This is a genomic window from Bacteroides sp., assembly GCF_052357945.1.
Classification (GTDB): Bacteria; Bacteroidota; Bacteroidia; order Bacteroidales; family Bacteroidaceae; genus Bacteroides.
On record NZ_DAWCXD010000091.1, the window covers coordinates 1 to 20,116 of the forward strand.

Annotated in this window: 20 protein-coding genes; 4 read left to right on the forward strand and 16 right to left on the reverse strand. The window is 42.5% G+C overall.

All coding sequences use genetic code 11. The annotated features are described in order from the left end of the window. Positions 1 to 37 precede the first annotated feature (37 nt). Positions 38 to 1,162: a DNA polymerase III subunit beta gene (dnaN, locus tag ACT8YW_RS15445; RefSeq protein ID WP_004316865.1), complete on the reverse strand. Its 1,125-nt coding sequence runs from the start codon at positions 1,160 to 1,162 to the stop codon at positions 38 to 40. A 154-nt stretch (positions 1,163 to 1,316) separates the two neighbouring features. Here dnaN and ACT8YW_RS15450 point away from each other — a divergent pair, with 154 nt between their 5' ends. Both ACT8YW_RS15450 and ACT8YW_RS15455 read left to right on the forward strand, forming a co-directional pair. Beyond that, complete coding sequence (locus ACT8YW_RS15450) at positions 1,317 to 1,691, forward strand: DUF3127 domain-containing protein (RefSeq protein ID WP_004316866.1); 375 nt, start codon at positions 1,317 to 1,319, stop codon at positions 1,689 to 1,691. 302 nt (positions 1,692 to 1,993) lie between these two features. Continuing rightward, positions 1,994 to 2,251, forward strand: a complete 258-nt coding sequence (locus ACT8YW_RS15455) for a hypothetical protein (RefSeq protein ID WP_225450302.1) — start codon at positions 1,994 to 1,996, stop codon at positions 2,249 to 2,251. On the opposite strand, the gene ACT8YW_RS15460 is transcribed toward ACT8YW_RS15455, so the two are convergent. From ACT8YW_RS15460 to ACT8YW_RS15480, 5 genes are all read right to left on the reverse strand, one after another. Further along, a complete protein-coding gene (locus ACT8YW_RS15460) occupies positions 2,188 to 3,762 on the reverse strand; it encodes a DUF3352 domain-containing protein (protein WP_444105969.1) in 1,575 nt (524 codons plus the stop codon). The two genes, ACT8YW_RS15455 and ACT8YW_RS15460, sit on opposite strands and share 64 nt — an antisense overlap. 83 nt (positions 3,763 to 3,845) lie before the next feature. After that, positions 3,846 to 4,604: an MBL fold metallo-hydrolase gene (locus ACT8YW_RS15465; protein ID WP_074909116.1), complete on the reverse strand. Its 759-nt coding sequence runs from the start codon at positions 4,602 to 4,604 to the stop codon at positions 3,846 to 3,848. Between the two features lie 10 nt (positions 4,605 to 4,614). Then, positions 4,615 to 5,607 (reverse strand): UDP-N-acetylmuramate dehydrogenase, encoded by a 993-nt coding sequence (murB, locus tag ACT8YW_RS15470; protein WP_151935562.1) that lies wholly within the window; start codon positions 5,605 to 5,607, stop codon positions 4,615 to 4,617. A gap of 101 nt (positions 5,608 to 5,708) precedes the next feature. Beyond that, positions 5,709 to 6,557 carry a DUF4348 domain-containing protein gene (locus ACT8YW_RS15475; RefSeq protein WP_087323167.1) on the reverse strand — a complete coding sequence of 283 codons (849 nt, stop codon included), beginning with the start codon at positions 6,555 to 6,557 and terminating at the stop codon, positions 5,709 to 5,711. Further along, positions 6,557 to 7,510 (reverse strand): NAD-dependent epimerase/dehydratase family protein, encoded by a 954-nt coding sequence (locus ACT8YW_RS15480; RefSeq protein WP_049702513.1) that lies wholly within the window; start codon positions 7,508 to 7,510, stop codon positions 6,557 to 6,559. Before ACT8YW_RS15480 ends, ACT8YW_RS15475 begins: the two co-directional genes overlap by 1 nt. Before the next feature lie 136 nt (positions 7,511 to 7,646). On the opposite strand from ACT8YW_RS15480, the gene kbl reads away from it, so the two are divergent. Beyond that, on the forward strand, positions 7,647 to 8,840 hold the full coding sequence (gene kbl, locus ACT8YW_RS15485) for a glycine C-acetyltransferase (protein WP_004313655.1): 1,194 nt from the start codon (positions 7,647 to 7,649) through the stop codon (positions 8,838 to 8,840). Between the two features lie 172 nt (positions 8,841 to 9,012). Next, the gene (locus ACT8YW_RS15490) at positions 9,013 to 9,420 is read left to right on the forward strand and encodes a DUF2721 domain-containing protein (RefSeq protein ID WP_008025474.1); all 408 of its coding nucleotides are present in this window, start codon (positions 9,013 to 9,015) and stop codon (positions 9,418 to 9,420) included. A gap of 33 nt (positions 9,421 to 9,453) precedes the next feature. Here the strand turns inward: ACT8YW_RS15490 and ACT8YW_RS15495 are convergent, their stop codons facing one another. From ACT8YW_RS15495 to purU, 10 genes are all read right to left on the reverse strand, one after another. Further along, positions 9,454 to 11,718, reverse strand: coding sequence for an ATP-binding protein (locus ACT8YW_RS15495; RefSeq protein ID WP_444105973.1), 2,265 nt, complete (start codon positions 11,716 to 11,718; stop codon positions 9,454 to 9,456). Positions 11,719 to 11,872: 154 nt separating this feature from the next. Beyond that, on the reverse strand, positions 11,873 to 12,352 hold the full coding sequence (locus tag ACT8YW_RS15500) for a ferritin (RefSeq protein ID WP_004304025.1): 480 nt from the start codon (positions 12,350 to 12,352) through the stop codon (positions 11,873 to 11,875). 142 nt (positions 12,353 to 12,494) lie between these two features. Beyond that, on the reverse strand, positions 12,495 to 13,655 hold the full coding sequence (gene lysA / locus ACT8YW_RS15505) for a diaminopimelate decarboxylase (RefSeq protein ID WP_004304026.1): 1,161 nt from the start codon (positions 13,653 to 13,655) through the stop codon (positions 12,495 to 12,497). Between the two features lie 78 nt (positions 13,656 to 13,733). After that, positions 13,734 to 15,053, reverse strand: a complete 1,320-nt coding sequence (locus ACT8YW_RS15510; RefSeq protein ID WP_004304027.1) for an aspartate kinase — start codon at positions 15,051 to 15,053, stop codon at positions 13,734 to 13,736. 13 nt (positions 15,054 to 15,066) lie between these two features. Continuing rightward, entirely contained in the window at positions 15,067 to 15,795 is a 729-nt protein-coding gene (locus ACT8YW_RS15515; protein ID WP_444105975.1) for a cell division ATP-binding protein FtsE, read from the reverse strand. Positions 15,796 to 15,836: 41 nt separating this feature from the next. Next, positions 15,837 to 16,448, reverse strand: a complete 612-nt coding sequence (gene hisIE, locus ACT8YW_RS15520; RefSeq protein WP_004304029.1) for a bifunctional phosphoribosyl-AMP cyclohydrolase/phosphoribosyl-ATP diphosphatase HisIE — start codon at positions 16,446 to 16,448, stop codon at positions 15,837 to 15,839. 129 nt (positions 16,449 to 16,577) lie between these two features. Continuing rightward, positions 16,578 to 17,333, reverse strand: coding sequence for an imidazole glycerol phosphate synthase subunit HisF (hisF, locus tag ACT8YW_RS15525; RefSeq protein ID WP_444105978.1), 756 nt, complete (start codon positions 17,331 to 17,333; stop codon positions 16,578 to 16,580). A gap of 103 nt (positions 17,334 to 17,436) precedes the next feature. After that, entirely contained in the window at positions 17,437 to 18,156 is a 720-nt protein-coding gene (hisA, locus tag ACT8YW_RS15530) for a 1-(5-phosphoribosyl)-5-[(5-phosphoribosylamino)methylideneamino]imidazole-4-carboxamide isomerase (protein WP_444105980.1), read from the reverse strand. Positions 18,157 to 18,174: 18 nt separating this feature from the next. Further along, positions 18,175 to 18,765, reverse strand: a complete 591-nt coding sequence (gene hisH / locus ACT8YW_RS15535; protein ID WP_008643438.1) for an imidazole glycerol phosphate synthase subunit HisH — start codon at positions 18,763 to 18,765, stop codon at positions 18,175 to 18,177. Continuing rightward, on the reverse strand, positions 18,765 to 19,622 hold the full coding sequence (purU, locus tag ACT8YW_RS15540; RefSeq protein WP_004297049.1) for a formyltetrahydrofolate deformylase: 858 nt from the start codon (positions 19,620 to 19,622) through the stop codon (positions 18,765 to 18,767). Before purU ends, hisH begins: the two co-directional genes overlap by 1 nt. Between the last annotated feature and the right edge of the window lie 494 nt (positions 19,623 to 20,116).

The window sequence follows — 20,116 nt, forward strand, 5'->3', positions numbered from 1 at the left end:
CCTCTGTGTCCTCTGCGTCCTCTGTGGTGAATTAACATTAATCATTTAGCATCATCGGCATCAGCAGCATCAGCAAGTCTTCGTTTTCTTCCTGCTCTACCGGGATGATTACTCCGGCACGTGAAGGATCTGCAAGTTCGATGACTACTTCATCTGCCGAAATATTGTTCAGTATGTCGATGAGGAACGTCGATTTAAAACCGATGCTCATTGCAGCACCTGCATACTGGCAAACTTGTGTTTCTTCGGCAGAAGTAGAGAAATCAATATCTTGTGCGGAAATCACAATCTGGTTTTCCTGCATACGAAGTTTAATCAAACTGCTGGCTTGTGACGAGAAGATAGACACACGGCGCAAAGCTCCTACCAACTGTTGGCGGTCTACGGTCACTTTGTGCGGATTGTTTTGTGGAATTACCGAGTTGTAGTTCGGGTAACGTCCTTCAATCAGGCGGCAAACCATCCGGTAGCTTTCAAGCATGAATACAGCGTTACGTTCGTCAAATTCGATGGTCACTGCGCCTTGTTCTTTCGGCAAAAGATTCTTTAGCAATGTAGCCGGTTTTTTTGGAAGGATGAAGGCTGCACGCTCGTTGCCTTTGGCTGCCAACGTTTTGCAACGCACCAGTTTATGACCGTCCGAAGCAACCATTGTAATGTCTTCTGTTGTAATATCGAAATAAATACCGTTCATCACCGGACGAAGTTCATCATCGGCAGTAGCAAACACCGAACGGTTGATACCTCCCAGAAGTACGCTTGCTTCCATTTCTACGCGGACAGCATTATCCCCCAGTGTAGCCGATTGCGGGAATTCATCCGCATTCTGCCCCATCAGGCTGTATTTTCCGTTCTGGTACTGCACTGTTATTTCATAATTATCCGGATTGATATCGAATGTGAGTGGTTGTTCCGGAATTTCTTTCAGTGCGTCAAGCAATGTTTTCGCTACTACGGCAAAACGCCCGTTCGTATCGCTTTCATTCACTTCTACGGTAGTCACCATCGTTGTTTCACTGTCGGATACAGTCACAGACAAAGTTCCGTCTTCCAGTTCGAAGAGGAAACAATCGAGAATTGGCAGCGCATTTTTTGAATTAATAACACGGCTGATGGCCTGTAAATGGCTGGAAAGAGCAGTACTTGAAACGATAAATTTCATATATTTTCGTGTATTTAAGTTTTAAATGTTCTATCGCACAAAGTTACGAAAAAAGATTTGGGCTGCCCAATAAAAACAAAAGAAAAAAACAGGTATTGTGCGAGGGATATTACTAAAAAATTGTAACTTCGCCGCAGAATTTAAAATTATCGCAATGGAATTTACAGGAAAAATCATCGCTATCCTCCCCCCGAGAGGCGGAGTTTCAAAAACTAGCGGCAACGAGTGGAAATCACAAGAGTACGTTATCGAAAACCACGACCAATATCCACGTAAAATGTGCTTCGACGTATTTGGCGCAGACAAAATCGAGCAGTTCAACATTCAAATGGGCGAAGAATTGACTGTATCATTCGACGTTGACGCCCGTCAGTGGAATGATCGCTGGTTCAATAGTATCCGCGCATGGAAAGTAGAGCGTGTTAGCACAGGTGCTCCAATGGCTTCCGGTTCTCCCGTTCCTCCTCCAGCTCCATCGGCTATGCCGGAATTTACTCCGGGCGATGCCAAAGACGATCTGCCATTCTAAACCGAAAGTCATTCGTTCGATGAATAAGCATAAAAAACTCCCGATAGGATTAAACTCCATCGGGAGTTTTTTTATGTCCTTTTCCTCCCGAAAAAAAACAAATCTTTTTCTTCTTCTTTTTCATCTTCAAAAGAAGAAGTTTTTTTATTTATTTCTTTGTTTATAATGGGGGATGAATTTTTCTGTATATTTTACGTATTTCCCGTGAATTTTTCTGTATATTTTACAGATTCAAATGTTAAAATCACTCATAATAAGCTGACCATAGGACTATTATAAGCACACATATAAAAACGGCAAAAATGCAAAAAGAAAAAAAACAAAAAGGCGTTTCTCCAAAAGCAGAACGCACACAAAAAAGTATGGGTCAATGGAGCAAAAAAAACGATAAACAGCATCTTGAAAATGTATGGAGGAAGCAGGCAAAGTTTATGGATAATCCAGCCAAAAGCTATGGAGGTTTTCAGAAAAATGATCGCAGACAAACGATGATTTTTTATTCTGATTTATATTTCAAAACAATATTAGGATATACCATTCCGTCTGCACAGGCAAACTGAACAAAGAGGGTGAAATGACGGAAGAAGTCGGCGTTGCGCAGAAAGAAATCCGGTACGAAACGGACGTGATTTTCCGATTGCCGGAACACGTGATCGAAATCTGCCATCAGCATAAAATGATATGAATCAGACAGGTGGTCCATACCAGTCTGATAAGCCATTGCCCCATTAAGCACTTCCCCTTTATCCAGTTGGCGAATATAATGAGACAGGCTATCCTCATCCGGAGCGAGCAACAAACGTCCGCCATAAAATGCTGCATACACATCCAAAGTCGGTTCAACAAAACTGGTCAGTTGTTTAAACAATGTTGTTTGAGGCAACCGATAGATAGGATACGCTTTATTTACAGTATAACAAAAAGTTATACGCGGATTCCTTCTTCCTTCGTCCGCCGGAGCTGCATTAACAAGGGCACGAAGCATTCGTTCGGCTTCCGTTACATCTGCCACCGACAGGCTCAAGACCGCCGCTACACCCTGCAAAGTATCTTCACGCTGAAAGAGACAGGCAACCAAATCCCGCCCGGCATTTTCCATCAGATAGCGTGAAAACTCTTTATCCCTATTTTGTACTTCACTCGTGCGGGCAGGCACGCTCTGTCCTTGGGCATTTCCATAAGAAAGCAGAGACACCCAGTCCGTAATCCCTTGCCTGCTAAAATAGAAAGCAGTAGACGGCAACACTTCTCCCGGAAATCCCTTGACGGATTGTTGCTGGCGAAGCTGGTTTATAAACGCAAAGCAAGTGTCTGCATCGTGAGTGATGCCGGAGAAATAGATGAAATCATCTTTCATTTTCATGTCAAATTCCGTCCACCCCATCATCCCTTGCATACGGGTATAGATGGTAGCGGCCGCCGCACTTTTTTTCGGAGCACGTATTCCTGTAAAGGTAGAATCATCAGCCAACGATTTTCCACTTTTATACGCATCAATAACGTTTTCAATCAGTTTTTTCTGAAAGCTCAATGCCATAAAATCGGATGTCAGATAGCAGGCAAGAAAATCACCGTCCGCCATGGGATAAATAATTATCTCTTCTCCTTTGTAAATAAATGTTTTCGGCGGATAAAGTGAGGATATATATTTGCGTACAAATCTGTCTACCAACTCCTTATCCCCATTTCCCAATCTACAATAGAGCACTTGATTACGTTCGTTATCCGGCTCGTGGAAACTAATCAACATTTGATTCATCTGCCGGCTTAAACCGTGGGGAGTATCTTCTGAAAGGGCGTAAAGGCTCTGTTTCAGATAAGAAAAGAGTTTGGATACATAAAGATATTGCTGATTTTTACTGCAAGTCAGCTCATCGACTTCTGCTACAAATTCGAGCACGTCATCAGTAACGAATACTGCTGAAGTTGTGGATGGCACCAGTTCATAAAGATTAAAGTCTTTCTGCCCTTCAGCTGCTGACAGTCTAAAAAAAGAGTACAATGCGAAACCTGAGCACAAAAGTACAACAGAAGATGTGATCGCTATTTTCACTATCGTACGAAGTTTCATAATATTCGCTGTTTATCGGCTAGGTGCAAAAATAATAATTTCTACAAAGAAAACAAAACTTTTGCTAAAAATTTCACCGATAATCAAACATAGATATCCAATCCGTCGAACGCCAGGTGAATATTTTCCGGAAGGTTCTTTTCAACCTCCGCATGCAAGCCCATATCATGACTCATGTGTATAAAGTATGTCTTCTTTGCCTGAATACGCCGGGCCACCGCCAATGCTTCTTCCAAATTTTGGTGAGTAGGATGCGAGGCGATCCGAAGCGCATTCATTACCAAAACATCTATTCCTGCCAATTGTTCATAGGATTCTTCGGGCATGGTCAACATATCAGTGATATACCCCAACTGCCCGATACGATACCCCAGAATCGGCAGTCGGCCATGCATCACACGCAGAGGAAGCACTTCCGTATGATTTATAGAAAAGGATTGCCCCACCGAAATTTCCTGTAAAGGAATATCGGGAACACCCGGATAACGATGGTCGACAAAGCAATAGGGCATACGCAAACGCAATCCCTGCGCTACATAATCTTCCGCATAAATAGGCACGGAACCGAACCGGCAAAACGGACGTAAATCGTCCAGTCCGCCTACATGGTCATAATGTTCGTGCGTAATGAGCACACCATCTATCCTCTCAAAAGGGAGATGTAATACCTGTGTCCGGAAATCGGGACCACAATCTATCAGAATCCGCGCGTCATCTGTCTCCACAATAGCAGAGGCACGCAATCGATTATCTTTCGGATCAGAAGAAGTACAAACCGGACATGTACAGCCGATTTGAGGTACTCCCGTCGATGTTCCACTTCCTATAATTCTTACTTTCACTTGTTTATTCTCAATTTATAAAGTTGACTTCCGGATGGATGTCAATACCGAACTTCTCACGAACAGAAGCCCGAACTGCATCTGAAAGTGCAATAATATCACTACCTTTTGCTCCGCCACGGTTCACCAGCACCAGTGCTTGTTTATCATGCACAGCAGCCGGTCCCAAGGCTTTTCCTTTCCAGCCGCATTGGTCAATCATCCACCCTGCCGGAATTTTTACGCGGCCGTCGGCCAGCTCATAGTAGGGTATGCGGGGATATTCCTGTTGCAAGGCTTCCAGTTTTTCTTTCGGCACAATGGGGTTCATAAAGAAACTGCCGGCATTACCCATCACTTTCGGATCGGGCAGCTTGCTCTCGCGAATAGCAATAATCACTTTCCGGACAACAGAAAGTGTCAACGACGGATATTTTTCAAGCTCCTGACGAATGGTGCCATAGTCTAATGTATAATGCTCTTCTTTACTCAATCGGAAACGAACATAAGTGACAAAGATCGCTTTGTTTTCCGGATACTTAAAGATACTGTTGCGGTAGGTATATCCACATTCCTCTACTAAATAAACGCGTTCTTCAGCTTGAATGTTCACCGTTTCCACAGCCGTTATCAGATCTTTCACCTCAACGCCATAGGCTCCGATATTCTGCACCGCACTCGCCCCCACCTCACCGGGAATCAGCGACAGGTTCTCCGCTCCATACCATCCATGCTCTACACAATAGGCTACAAAGTCATCCCATACCACCCCTGCTCCCACTCGCACTGATACAGAGTGAGCATCTTCTTCCGTCACTTCGATTCCTTCAATGCGGGAATGCAATATCAACCCGTCGTAATCTTTGGTAAACAACAGGTTACTGCCACCACCAATATGCAAAAAAGGTGTCGTAACGGCACCTTGCACAATCAGCTTCTTCAGTTCTTCAACCGAAGTGTACTCTAAAAAACGAGCGGCACTGACATCAATGCCGAATGTATTGTAGGGTAAAAGAGAATACATATATTTTTAATTATAAGTTATATCATTATTCGTTATAAGCCGGCAAATACTGTTATATCATTAACAGCAAGGCTATTTCTTGTAGCGTATTACTACCTGCATCAAATGCTTGTATCTTCAAACTTATACAATTCCCATTCCCCGGCTTTGCGACGGAAATAGAGGATATTGGAAAAACCATTACCGATACCTTTCAACGCCAGAATCTTCGTTGGCGAATCATCGTCATTCCGCTGCCCGTAATTGATATTAGAAAGACGATCGGCAGGAAGTCCCGGTTTAAAAGCGAACCACTGATTAAGATCGAGGGTGGTCTCCAGAATAGAGAAATCATCGTCCGGATCGGTGGTTACAAAAGCCAGAGGCTCACACACACGCTTACTCTGAAAAAGACTATCCGCGGCAAAGTGTCCGAAAAACTCCACGAAATTTTCATTATCATTTTGCTTAATGGGACGCAGATTAATTGCCTCCAGCATCCATGCACCTTTGATACGCTCAAAATAGTATTTCTTTACCATTCGTGTTTTCACAAACACCCATTCTACCTGTACGGAAGTGAGGGAGGTATCTCCCACTAAATCCATATCTTCTTCTCTATCAAACAGAAGCGTATAATAATGCTGTTTGGTAAACAAGTCATCATGCTTCCAGTTATGCTCCTCGATATTCGTTTTTTTATCTCCATTGTAGTAAGGCAACGGAAATTTCACACGTTGACGCTGCAGCACGTCATCGGAAGCAAAATTGTAGATAAAATCATCGAAAGATTCATCTGCCTGTATAGGTTGCGGATCTTCCGGCGATTCATCACAGTGAATAGAATCGGCTACCTGCCGGATAGAATCCACTTCTTTTGTGATAGATGCGAAGGGGTCAATGTTTGTTTTCTTGTTTCCACAAGCACCCAGTATACCGAGCAACATGACCCCTACAATTAGTTTTTTCATTATTTTAGTTTCTCTCTTAACTTTTCAAGCATATCTACCGTCATGCTTTCCAAATCGTAGGCCGGCTTCCAGCCCCACTCTTCACGAGCGCAGGTGTCATCCAGACTATCGGGCCAGCTATCGGCAATGCGCTGTTTCAAAGGATCTATATCATAGATCATCTCAAACTGCGGCACATGCTTCCTGATAGCCTGATAAATCGTCTCCGGGTCGAAACTCATCGAGGCGATATTGAAAGCATTTCGGTGTATCAATTTTGTCGGATCAGCTTCCATCAGCATAATTGCTGCGTTCAGCGCATCCGGCATGTACATCATATCCATCAAAGTGCCTTGCTTAATGGGGCACACAAATTTTTCTCCTTTCACCGCCGAGTAATAAATATCGACAGCATAATCGGTCGTACCTCCTCCCGGAGGGGTCACATTCGAAATAATGCCCGGAAAACGGACAGCACGGGTATCAACACCATATTTATTAAAATAATAATCACTTAGCAACTCGGTCGTTACCTTGGTGACTCCATACATGGTGCGCGGACGCTGAATAGTGTCCTGCGGTGTTTTCGTATGAGGCGTACTAGCGCCAAACGAACCGATAGAACTCGGAGTAAACACTGCACATCCTTGTTCGCGTGCCACTTCCAATACATTCCATAATCCATCGATACCTATTTTCCAGGCCAGCTTGGGCTTCGACTCGGCAACTACGGACAGCAGAGCAGCCAAATTATAAATTGTATCGATGTGATACTCTTTTACCACAGATGCAATCGCCTCTCCATCCGTCACATCAGCAATTGCCGACGGTCCGGACTCTTTTAATTCCCCTTTAGGCTCTGCACCCGGAATATAACCTGCTACTACATTTGCATTTCCGTAACGTTTACGTAGCTCCATCGTTAGCTCCGACCCTATCTGTCCGGTAGCTCCAATAATCAAAATGTGTTCCATTTTTTCTTCTGACTTAGAATATCAAGCTTAAATAGTGCGCAAAGTAAGCACTTTTTTTTCAGATTTTAATCAAAAAGACATTGTTATTCCAAGAAAAATTGTGTCCTTTGCAATATAACTTAATCACCCAAACACTATGTACGGTAAAATGCAAGAATATCTCTGCCAAACATTGGCTGAAATCAAGGAAGCCGGACTTTATAAAGAAGAACGACTGATTGAAAGTGCGCAGCAAGCTGCCATCACTGTAAAAGGTAAGGAAGTGCTGAACTTCTGTGCAAATAATTACTTAGGATTATCCAATCACCCCCGATTGATTAAGGCTTCGCAGGAAATGATGAATAACCGTGGTTACGGAATGTCGTCCGTCCGCTTCATTTGTGGAACGCAAGATATACACAAAGAACTGGAAGCTGCCATCTCGGAGTATTTCCAGACGGAAGACACGATCTTGTATGCTGCTTGTTTCGACGCCAACGGCGGTGTATTCGAACCACTTTTCTCTGAAGAGGATGCCATCATCTCGGATTCTCTGAACCATGCTTCTATCATTGACGGAGTACGTCTTTGCAAGGCAAAGCGCTACCGTTATGCCAACGCTGACATGAAGGACTTGGAAAGATGTCTGCAAGAAGCGCAGGCACAACGTTTCCGTATTGTTGTAACGGACGGTGTGTTCTCTATGGACGGCAATGTAGCTCCAATGGATCAGATTTGCGATCTTGCCGAGAAATACGATGCACTGGTAATGGTGGACGAGTCACACTCTGCCGGTGTGGTAGGTGCCACAGGGCATGGAGTAAGCGAGTTGTATAAGACTCATGGACGGGTAGATATTTATACCGGAACATTAGGTAAGGCTTTTGGCGGTGCACTGGGAGGTTTCACCACCGGTCGTAAAGAGATTATCGATTTGCTTCGTCAACGCAGCCGCCCGTATCTGTTCTCGAATTCTTTGGCTCCGGGCATCATTGGTGCCAGCCTTGAAGTTTTCAAGATGCTGAAAGAGAGCAATGCATTACATGATAAACTTGTTGAGAATGTAAACTACTTCCGCGATAAGATGACGGCTGCCGGATTTGATATCAAACCGACACAAAGCGCTATCTGTGCCGTTATGTTGTATGACGCGAAGTTGTCCCAAATTTACGCTGCACGTATGCAGGAGGAAGGCATCTATGTGACAGGTTTCTATTATCCGGTAGTGCCGAAAGATCAGGCACGCATCCGTGTGCAAATCTCTGCAGGACACGAGAAAGCACATCTTGACAAGTGCATCGCTGCCTTTATCAAGGTAGGCAAAGAGCTTAATGTGCTGAAAGCGGAATAACTCCGGGGCAAGGTTTACTTGCAGCATCCATTTTTAGGCACGGATTACACAGATTACGCTGTTGCTTTATGCAAGCATATTTCTAAAACCGTAAAATCCGTGTAACCCGTGCCAAAAAATTCTCTTTTATAAAATGAATTTTGAACCGCTACTTGACTATAAAAAATAGATTATGGAAGAATTGACTCTCACTACTCCTGCCCTACTTTTCTCGGCAGTTTCATTGATATTGCTGGCTTATACCAACCGTTTCTTATCGTATGCCCAACTTGTGCGCCAACTGCGTGACCGCTACATGGAAAACCCTTCGGATATCACTGAAGCGCAAATCGAGAATCTACGGAAACGGTTGAACCTGACCCGTAGGATGCAAGGACTAGGTATTGCAAGCCTTTTTTTCTGTGTAGTCAGCATGTTCCTTATTTATATCGGGCTTCAATTATTCTCTGCTTATGTATTCGGATTGGCATTGATTCTGCTGATAGCTTCTTTAGGCGTATCTTTCCGCGAAATACAGATTTCCACCCGTTCACTGGAGATTTACCTGGGAACGATGGAGAAAGGGAAACACAAGAAATAAGATTGTTCGTATTCCCGTTAAAGTCTATCATTATCAAGATACCACCCGGCAAGGAAGAATAACCGTAAAACGGCTTCCCTTGCCTACTTCGGACTTGAGTTCGATCTTTCCACCCAGCTTCTCTATAATCACCTGACAAATAGAAAGTCCCAATCCTGCTCCCTGCGAAAATTCGTTTTGTTTGTAGAAACGGCTGAAAATCATCCGTTGTTCTTCTCGTGGAATCCCTCTTCCGGTATCTTCTACATAAATCTGCACTTTGCCTTCATCCGGCAGATAGCTATATCCTAATTTGATATATCCGGTTTCCGTAAACTTACCGGCATTATTCAGAAAGTTTGTCAGGACTTGTATCAAGCGCTCTCTGTCCACATTGATTTCCAAAGGTGTATCATCCACTTCTTTCAGGAATTCCAAATGCGGAGCAATCAGAACCTGATGTGTCATATAGATATCGTCAATCAACTCTCTCACCTTGCATCTCTTGAATGAGAAAGACATATATCCTGATTCGATACGGGAAAGTTCCAAGATATCATTAATCAGTTTGAGTAATAACTCGCTGTTCTTGTTAATAGTACTGATATACTCTTCGCGTTCTACGGAACTCAATCCATCTTCCAATGCCAGTATATTGGCAAAGCCAACGATTGAATTAAGCGGAGTACGTATCTCATGGCTCATATTTGCGAGGAATGATTGTTTCAATTCCGCCTTTTCAGCCAATAAGCGTGCTGCCTCCAATTCTTCTTCACGATCTTTTATATCCTGTATATTAAGCAACAAACCTGCGGTTTTATATTCGCCCCCGGGTAGCTGTTTGGTGGTATAACGGAACTCCCACCACTGATAGCCTTTGCCGTCGAAATTACAAAGCTCCTGCACAATCTTTTTATGAGCACTTTTCAGATTTCGCCAGTTGAACTTCACTCCTTCCCAATGGTCGGGATGGATAAAGCTCATGAATTCCTTAAACGAAAGTTGTCTGGGACTTAACCCTTGCGACGCCCAGAATGCATCTTCAAAAACAAAACAACCGTTATCCAATCTCCAAGCATACGTCATTCCACCCTCAATGGCTAATGACAATGTTTCTTTTTCATCAGCCAATGCTATAAGAGCCTGCTTTTTCCTCATCTGTTCCCGAAGGTATAGCCACCAAAGAGAAGCGAAAAGTAAAATCAGGAAAAGAACAAATGAAGCGACTAAGGCTCCCCACAACAAAGGGTATTTATCACTAAACGGAATATTGATAATACGATATTTAGCAGGAATACTTTCCTTACTCAAACCTATTTGCGTCATTGTATTCCAATCAACAACATACTCTTTCCGGCTTTCAACAATGGGTATATCCGAGGGACTTGCGCCATGCAATATGTGAACGGCAGTTTTCACCTCTTCTTCTACCTGAATAGGCAGCGAAGTGATGTATCCACCCAACAACTTCTCACCAAACCCAAAGGCTTCATTAATGGCTGTCAGACTAGGGCTACCACAGATACTCCCAATATTAATAGTGGTGTAATCACGTTTCAACTGGATATAACATTGATCGCGGTAACTCCTGTTCAAAACCCACATAAAAGTAGCATCCGAATGGTTTCTGGCATTACGCAAAGGAATAGCCATGAAGCGGGTATAGCCTTCTTCCTGCACCAAACGTATCTGTTCTTCAGGAGAAAGTTCGGGATTATCTATGAATCCGGTCACTTTATGTCCTTTAAACTGTTCCTTTGCATCTCTTCTGATTTGTCTGTCAATATAGGTAGTATCGAGCATGGTAAACAAACGAACGTGCTCACCAAAAAGCTCTTTTGCCACACTGATATTCTCATTAAAAGCTATCTTGTCATGGAAGCCAGTCACATTGGGATGATGTTTCAGTAATCCCCAATTCGGATAATTGACACCACCAAAAACCACAGGCACTTCTTTCGCCAACTGAATTCCGCATTTCATCAATGAATAAGTAGCCTGGTCTTCATTCACCAGAATCACTTCCGGCTGCCAGTCTCTCGATACGGAATCAACCAGAAAGCGCATCCGTTCGAGTTCTGGTTCCTCCCAGTAGGATTCACAGTCTAAATAAACGGTACGAATATCAGCATCAATTTTCTCTTTTTCAAATTGCTCCGCTATCATCCGGTTAAATTCCGGATAAGCCGCATAAGTCTCCTCATAAGAGTGGACAACTAAAATACGTCGTTTCTCTTTTTGAGAACAACTACTCACCCCTAAAAGGAGCAATAAAGATAAAAGGAGCAATCTTATAATTCCTCTGTTCAAACCATTCATTTATAATAACTGGGATTAATTTCTCTCTGACTCGTAATACAAAGGTAGTTTATTTTCGAACATAAGCCAAATAAGTGAAAAAAAGAAGCTGCCTGAACAGGAATTCAGGCAGCCTCTATAATATATTAAAGAACTATTTTTCAGAGTAGCATCATTAACGCTGTCCCAATTGTGAGTCTACAAAGAAAATTCCGGTATCACCAGCTTTCTTGATTTTATCAACAATGCCTTGCGCAGTAGCTTCTTCTTCTACTTGCTCGCGAACAAATCCCCACAAGAAATCCTGTGTTGCTTTATCCTTTTCAGCAGCAGCTACGTCTACCAGCTTGTCTACCAATTGAGAAACATGACATTCATGTTTGTATACGTGTTCGAATACTTCGAGAGGTGTACCCCATCCGTTAGGAACAACATCTATTTTATCCACTTTAGCAGTTCCTCCACGTTTGATGATATAATCTGCCATTGCATAAGCATGTCCCATTTCTTCCTGGGATTGCTTTTTCATCCAATGAGCAAAACCACTGAAACCTTCTTTCTCAAAATAGAAAGACATTGCTAAATACAGGTTAGCAGACCACATTTCAGCAGTAATCTGTTCGTTAATTGCATTCTGTAATTTTTCTGAAATCATAATCGTATTTTTTTATTAAGTTGTTAATGTAGTTTCTTTTTGAACTCATTACAAAAATAACACGCTTTCAGTTAAAATTGTTCCACGTACCCTATATTTTTAAACTACATTCACACTTTGATTGTAGCGGTTCATTTTTTACTTACACCAGTTCGTCGGAAGTATATCCTTTCGGCAGTTCACGACAGTTATATCCGGAAGCCATTATTTCACCGTACGCACCGGCAGAACGAAGGGCGATCAAGTCACCACGCTTCACTTTGTTCAAGTCAATCGCTTTTCCGAAAACGTCTGACGATTCACAGATCGGTCCTACTACATCGTAGGCTTCCAACGGTTCTTCGGAAGTTATATTTTCCATTTTATGGAATGCCTGATACAAAGCCGGACGGATCAGGTCGGTCATACCCGCATCAAGGATGGCAAATTTCTTCCGTGTTCCTTGTTTTACATAGAGGACTTTGGATATCAAAGAACCACACTGACCTACAACAGCACGTCCCAGTTCAAAATGCAATGTCTGATAAGGACGCAATTTCAATTGTCCGGCATAGGTAGCAAAGTAATCCTTGAAATTCGGGATAGCCTGACGGTTGGGGTGTCCGTAATCAATACCCAAACCACCACCTACGTTGATATGTTCTACCAGGATTCTTCGTGCTTCCAGTTTGTCCTGCAACTCATTGACACGATTGCAGAGGGCTACAAAATCACCCATATCTAGAATCTGCGAGCCAATGTGGAAGTGAAGACCGATAAACTTTACGTTTTTCATCTCCTGTGCCACATCTATCACCTTGTCCATATCCTGCATACTGATACCAAATTTATTTTCTGCCAAACCAGTAGTGATATTTGCGTGAGTATGTGCGCCTACATCCGGATTGATACGGAAAGCAACATTAGCCACCTTATTTTGAGCAGCAGCCAATTCATTGATTACTTCTAGTTCGGGAATAGACTCTACATTGAAACAGAAGATGCCGTACTCCAGTCCGAGGTTGATTTCCCAATCTGCTTTACCTACTCCTGCAAAAACAACTTTATTGGCCGGAAATCCTGCACGGATAGCGGCACGAATTTCTCCACCGCTCACACAGTCGGCTCCCATTCCGCTCTCACGGATAATGGTAAGTACTTTCGGGTTAGCATTTGCTTTAACAGCGTAATGCACTGAATAATTAGGATATTTGGCAACCTCATGGTTAATAGCCGACAATGTATCGCGCAGCACTTTGGTATCGTAATAATAGAAAGGTGTCTGCAAAGTGCGGAATTTATCGATTGGAAATATTCCCTTCATAATTCGAAAAACTTGTTTAGTTGGTTAAAAAAGAGCGCTTTTATCAGTTCGGTAAAAGCGCTCGTATTATTTGTGGAATTATTTGCCGTTGAAAAGCATATCGCTCAACGATTGTAAAGCTACTTTCTTATCACACTCCCGAATGAGGAAGGAGATGTTATAGTTACTTCCTCCAAACGAGATCATTCGCACCGGTATATCGCGCATCGCATCGAGTGCTTTTGCTTCAAAACCGACATTTTCCCATTCAAGGTCACCTACAACGCAGATGATACACATTTCTTTATCAACGGTTACTGTTCCGTATTTCTTCAGGTCGTCCAGAATCTCATTAAGATGTTTCGTGTTATCTATCGTAACAGATACACCGACTTCTGACGTACAGATCATATCGATAGATGTCTGATAGCTTTCGAAGATTTCGAACACCTTACGCAAGAAACCATGAGCCAATAACATGCGGCTGGATTTAATCTTAATAGCAGTGATGTTATCTTTTGCAGCTACTGCCTTAATCTTGCCTTTTTCCGTATCGTTAGAAATCAGTGTGCCCGGAGCCTCCGGATCCATTGTGTTCAACAAGCGGACAGGGATATTGGCATATTTAGCCGGCTGGATACAAGTAGGGTGCAGGATTTTTGCACCGAAGTAAGCCAATTCGGCGGCTTCTTCGAAGTGAAGCTGACGAACCGGAGCAGTCTTGTCAACAATACGCGGGTCGTTATTGTGCATACCGTCGATATCTGTCCAAATCTGGATTTCGGAAGCGTTTACTGCGGCTCCGATCAGAGAAGCAGTATAATCACTACCACCACGTTGCAGGTTGTCTATCTCACCGTAAGCATTGCGACAAATAAAACCTTGCGTAATGTAGATTTCCGTATCCGGATAAAGATCCAATTGAGCACGCAATTTATCCTTAATATATACGGGGTCCGGTTCTGCGTTCTTATCAGTACGCATGAATTCCAAAGCCGGAAGCAACACGGACTTCACGCCACATTCCTGCAAGTAAAAGTTTACCATCGCCGTAGAAATAAGCTCTCCCTGTGCCAAAACCACTTTCTCTTCGAACAAAGTGAAAAGGTCTTTAGTATAGGAGCGGATGTAGTCGAAGTGGGATTTGACAACTTCAAGACCTTTCTGTTTATATTCCTGGGTTGCAAAAAGCTCATCAATATGCTGTTTATATTTTGCTTCCAGCTTATTAATAATCTCGTTGGCACCCTCCGGATTCTTCTTATACAGATAGTCCGAAATTTCCACCAATGTGTTTGTTGTTCCTGACATAGCAGAAAGAACAACAATCTTCTGTTCACCATCGGTAATCAATTTGGCTACTTCCTTCATGCGCTGAGCAGAACCTACGGAAGTTCCTCCAAACTTTAAAACTTTCATTTTCGTTACTGTTTTAGTTATCTATATTTAAATCTATTTCTATTGTTCTCTGTCTGGGCATATATTCATCAGTCACATCTACAATCTGATGGTCGGTACAACGATATACCCTGCCCGGATAATCTTTCAGCAGTTGCAAATTGTGCGTCGTCATCACTACCGATGAGCCGGATTCGCAGATATTGTGCAACAATTCAACGATGGCTTTACCTGTCTCCACATCCAGATTTCCTGTTGGTTCATCCGCCAGGATGATAGCCGGAGAATTGAGTACGGCGCGTGCAATCACAATGCGCTGCTGTTCGCCACCGGAAAGTTCGTTCGGAAGTTTATAACCTTTGTTGGACATTCCCACCAGTTGAAGCACTTCTTCAATACGCTCCTGTATCTCCTGTTTGTTTTTCCAGCCTGTGGCACGAAGCACAAATTCCAGGTTATTATATACAGTACGGTCTGTGAGTAGCTGAAAATCCTGGAATACAATGCCTAACTTGCGGCGCAGTTGCGGGATATGCTTACGTTTGATAGATCGCATATTATAACCCAGCACTTCCGCTTCACCGTCAATTACATCCAGTTCGCCATAAAAAGTCTTGAGCAGACTCGTTTTTCCCGAGCCTACTTTTCCGATCAAATAGACAAACTCTCCTTTGTGCAATTCCAGATTTACATCACTTAGCACACAGAGTTCCTGTTGATGGATTTCTACGTTCTTATATTGTATCAACGCCCCGTCATCCATGCCGACTCCCGTTTTAATTTTTAATTTCTAATCTTTACTTATTAATGCTTCTTCCATGTACTGCTATGTCTTTCCTGCAGTTCACGTGCAAGATCTTCAATGCGATAGCCTTTTGAAGCAAGCAATACAATCATGTGATAAATGAGGTCGGCTCCTTCGTAGATCAAACGTTCGTCAGTACCGTTCGTTGCTTCGATCACTGTTTCCACAGCTTCCTCACCTACTTTTTGAGCTATCTTATTGATTCCCGACTCAAACAGACTGGTCGTATAAGAACCTTCGGGCATCTCTTCGTGACGCTTGTCTATGAAGTCCTGCAATGCTTTCAGGAACATGACCGGTTCTTCGTTTTTCTCTCCCCAACAAGTATCTGTGCCTGTATGACACACAGGACCTACCGGATCTACTTGAATCAATAATGTATCATTGTCGCAATCAGCCTTTATAGATACAACATGAAGGAAGTTACCGCTTTCTTCGCCTTTTGTCCATAAACGATTCTTCGTACGGCTAAAGAATGTAACTTTTCCGGTTTCTACCGTTTTATCATAAGCTTCTTTATTCATGAAGCCCAGCATCAAGACTTTACGTGTCTCGTTGTCCTGTATGATAGCCGGAACGAGTCCGTTCATTTTATCGAAATCCAATTCCATTTTTATATAAGTTCTAATTACTATTTCAATTTACAATTACTATCTATCGCCTACGGAATTCTTTTGCAGACAGTTCCTATATTTATCTGACTATATAATCCATCCGCAGGAAAACCCGGCCGGGGTGCCTCACCCCCTGATGGTAATTCCTTCGCCGCAAAGATACGATTTTAATTCGGGAATTTTAATTTCTCCGAAGTGAAAAACACTGGCAGCCAATGCAGCATCTGCCTTTCCCTGTAAAAAGACATCACGGAAGTGCTCCTTACAGCCTGCACCTCCCGAAGCTATGATGGGAATGGAGAGTTGATCCGCTAAAGCGGCAAGTGCTTCATTTGCATAACCGACTTTTACACCATCGTGATTCATGCTTGTGAAGAGTATTTCTCCTGCTCCGCGTTCCTGTGCCTCTTTAGTCCACTCGAACAGATCTTTATCCGTTTCGATGCGTCCTCCGTTCAGGTAACATTTCCAACCGTTTTCAGTCTGTTTGGCATCTACAGCCAACACACAAACCTGTGAGCCGAAATTCTTTGCTATCTCGTCAACCAACCGGGGATTACGGATAGCGGAAGAATTGATAGAAATCTTATCTGCTCCTGCATTCAGCAGACGGTCTACATCACTTAATTCATTGATTCCACCACCTACGGTAAATGGGATATTGATATTAGCAGCAATCCGTTTTACCAATTCCGTAAAAGTCTTACGTCCTTCATGGCTTGCAGTAATATCCAGGAAAACAAGTTCATCTGCCCCCTGTTCACTGTAAGCACGACCTAGCTCCACCGGATCACCGGCTTGGCGCAAGTTGACAAAATTCGTTCCTTTCACGGTTTGTCCGTCTTTTATATCCAGACAAGGTACTATTCTTTTTGCTAACACAATCCTATTTTATTTATTGTTCAACAATTTATAATCTATATTCCTGAAGCTCGATTCTTATCTCCCTTATAATAAAGGTATCTTATTTATTCCGATACGCTCATTATAGAAAGATTCTCAAATCTTGTAAGGTGATATGTCCTTCATATAATGCCTTACCGAAAATAACTCCGGGAACACCGGCCTCATCCAAGGCAACAATATCATCCATCTTGCTCACCCCGCCACTAGCCATCAGATAAAGGTCAGGGAATTTTGCCAGCATCTCTTTATACAAATCGATAGAGGGGCCACTCAACATTCCGTCACAGCTAATATCCGTACAGATTACTTTTCGTATACCTTTATCTATATAATTTTCGAGAAATGGAAAAAGTTCACAGGCACTTTCATCTTTCCAACCATTGACGGCTATCTTATGATCTTTTACATCTGCCCCTAAAATAATCTTCTCACTGCCGTATATTTCCAGCCAATGACAGAATAATTCCGGATCTTTCACTGCAATGCTTCCTCCGGTTACCATCTGCACACCGCTCTCAAAAGCAATTTTCAAATCTTCATCACTCTTTACTCCTCCACCAAAATCTATGACGAGAGAAGTGCGTGCAGCAATCTGTTCCAACACCCGATAGTTAACGACATGATGAGAAGCAGCACCGTCCAAGTCTACCACATGAAGCCTGCGAACACCGTTCGCCTCAAACTCCCTAGCAACTTCCACCGGGTTCTCATTATACACCTTTTTACTATCGTAATCTCCCTGGGAAAGGCGTACGCACTTTCCGTCAATAATATCAATGGCTGGAATAATTTCTATCATCTATTTACTATTTGTATCTTAGAGGTTTAAAAAGTTTGTCAGAATCTTCTCTCCTGTCTTACCACTTTTTTCCGGATGGAACTGGGTAGCATAAAAGTTATCTTTATGCAGCGCAGCACTGAACGGGTGAATATAGTCAGTTGTAGCAGCAGTAAAGTCGCAGGTCGGCACATAGAAGCTATGCACAAAATAGACAAACTCTTCTTCGGTGAACCCTTCAAACAATTTGCTATTCGTTTTCCCAATGGTGTTCCATCCCATGTGCGGCACTTTATCCTCATGTTTCTGCGGAACAAAACGCTTCACGTCCACATCAAAGATATTCAAACAATCCACTTCTCCTTCTTCGGAATACCGGCACATCAACTGCATGCCGAGACAAATTCCAAATACAGGCTGACGGAGATTCTTTATCAGTTCGTCCAGTCCCGTTGCTTTCAAGTGGTTCATGGTAGTTTCCGCCTCTCCTACTCCGGGAAAAATAACTTTATCGGCCGATTGAAGTTCTTCTTTATCAGCAGTAATCACCGCTTCTACCCCCAACCGTTTTAAAGCATAATCCACAGAACGAATATTGCCGGCATTGTATTTTACAACTGCTACTTTCATCAGCTAAATATTACTGTTTTATTTTTATAAGCCAAAACTTTGCGCTCGATGTGCTTCTGCACTGCACGCGAAAGAACGATTTTTTCCAAATCCTTTCCTTTATTTACGAGGTCTTCAATAGCATCTTTATGAGTAATGCGCACTACATCCTGTTCAATAATCGGTCCGGCATCCAGCTCTGTCGTTACATAATGACTAGTTGCACCAATAATTTTCACCCCTCTCTGGAAAGCTGCGTGATAAGGCTTCGCCCCTACAAACGCAGGAAGGAAAGAATGATGAATATTGATAATCTTATTCGGATAAGCATTAATCATCTGTTCGGAGATCACCTGCATATAGCGTGCCAATACAATAAATGTAATCTTATGTTTGGCAAGCAATTCCATCTCTTTGCGCTCCTGTTCTTCTTTCGTCTCCTTGGTGATAGGGAACAGATAGAAAGGAATTCCGAAACGTTCTGCTACGTGCTGCAAATCCGGATGATTACTTATAATAAGAGGTATCTCTACATTCCACTCTCCTGCCGTATACCGGGCTAACATATCGAAAAGACAGTGTGACAGCTTGGATACGAAAATAGCCATACGTGGTTTTACATCAGAGAAATAAAGACGAAAATCCATTTCATATTTTTGCCCGTAGAGTGTTCTGAAATAATCTTCAATTTTTTCCTGTGGAACCAGAAAATCTTTCAGTTCCCATTCAATACGCATGAAGAAGATGTTCTCTACATGATCTACATACTGATCCAGATAGATAATATTTCCTTTGTTTACCGTAATAAAGTCTGTCACTTCCGCTAGGATTCCCGGTTTGTCGGGACAGTGCAATAACAGTTTGGCTGTTGTCATCATTCTTTCTACTAATTAACGATTCTAGGCAGATTATTTTCTACCTTTCTAATTTTAGTCCGCAAAAATAACGATTTATTGCAAAATTACGAATTATTCAAGCAGAAAGTTGATATAAAAACGGTGATTTCTTACAGATAGAAAGATATCGGGAGCTATTTTCAATGAAAAGAATGACAAACTTTAGGATAGTGACGCCATTGCCTTCGGATAGTGACGGCATTCCATCGTGATAGCGTCACTATAATGACCGGATACCGTCACTATCCGAAGAGAAGAAAAATGAATATTTTTTTCATTACAAAAGTACTCAAAATGAGACACTAAGCATTTTTCTCGTTTTTTCTTGAAAAAAACTTTTCTCAAAACGCTTGCAGGTTTACAAAAAACAACTACCTTTGCACCCGCAATCGAGAGAGATGCAGATTAATAAATTGAAATTCTGGTGCGTTAGTTCAGTTGGTTAGAATACATGCCTGTCACGCATGGGGTCACGG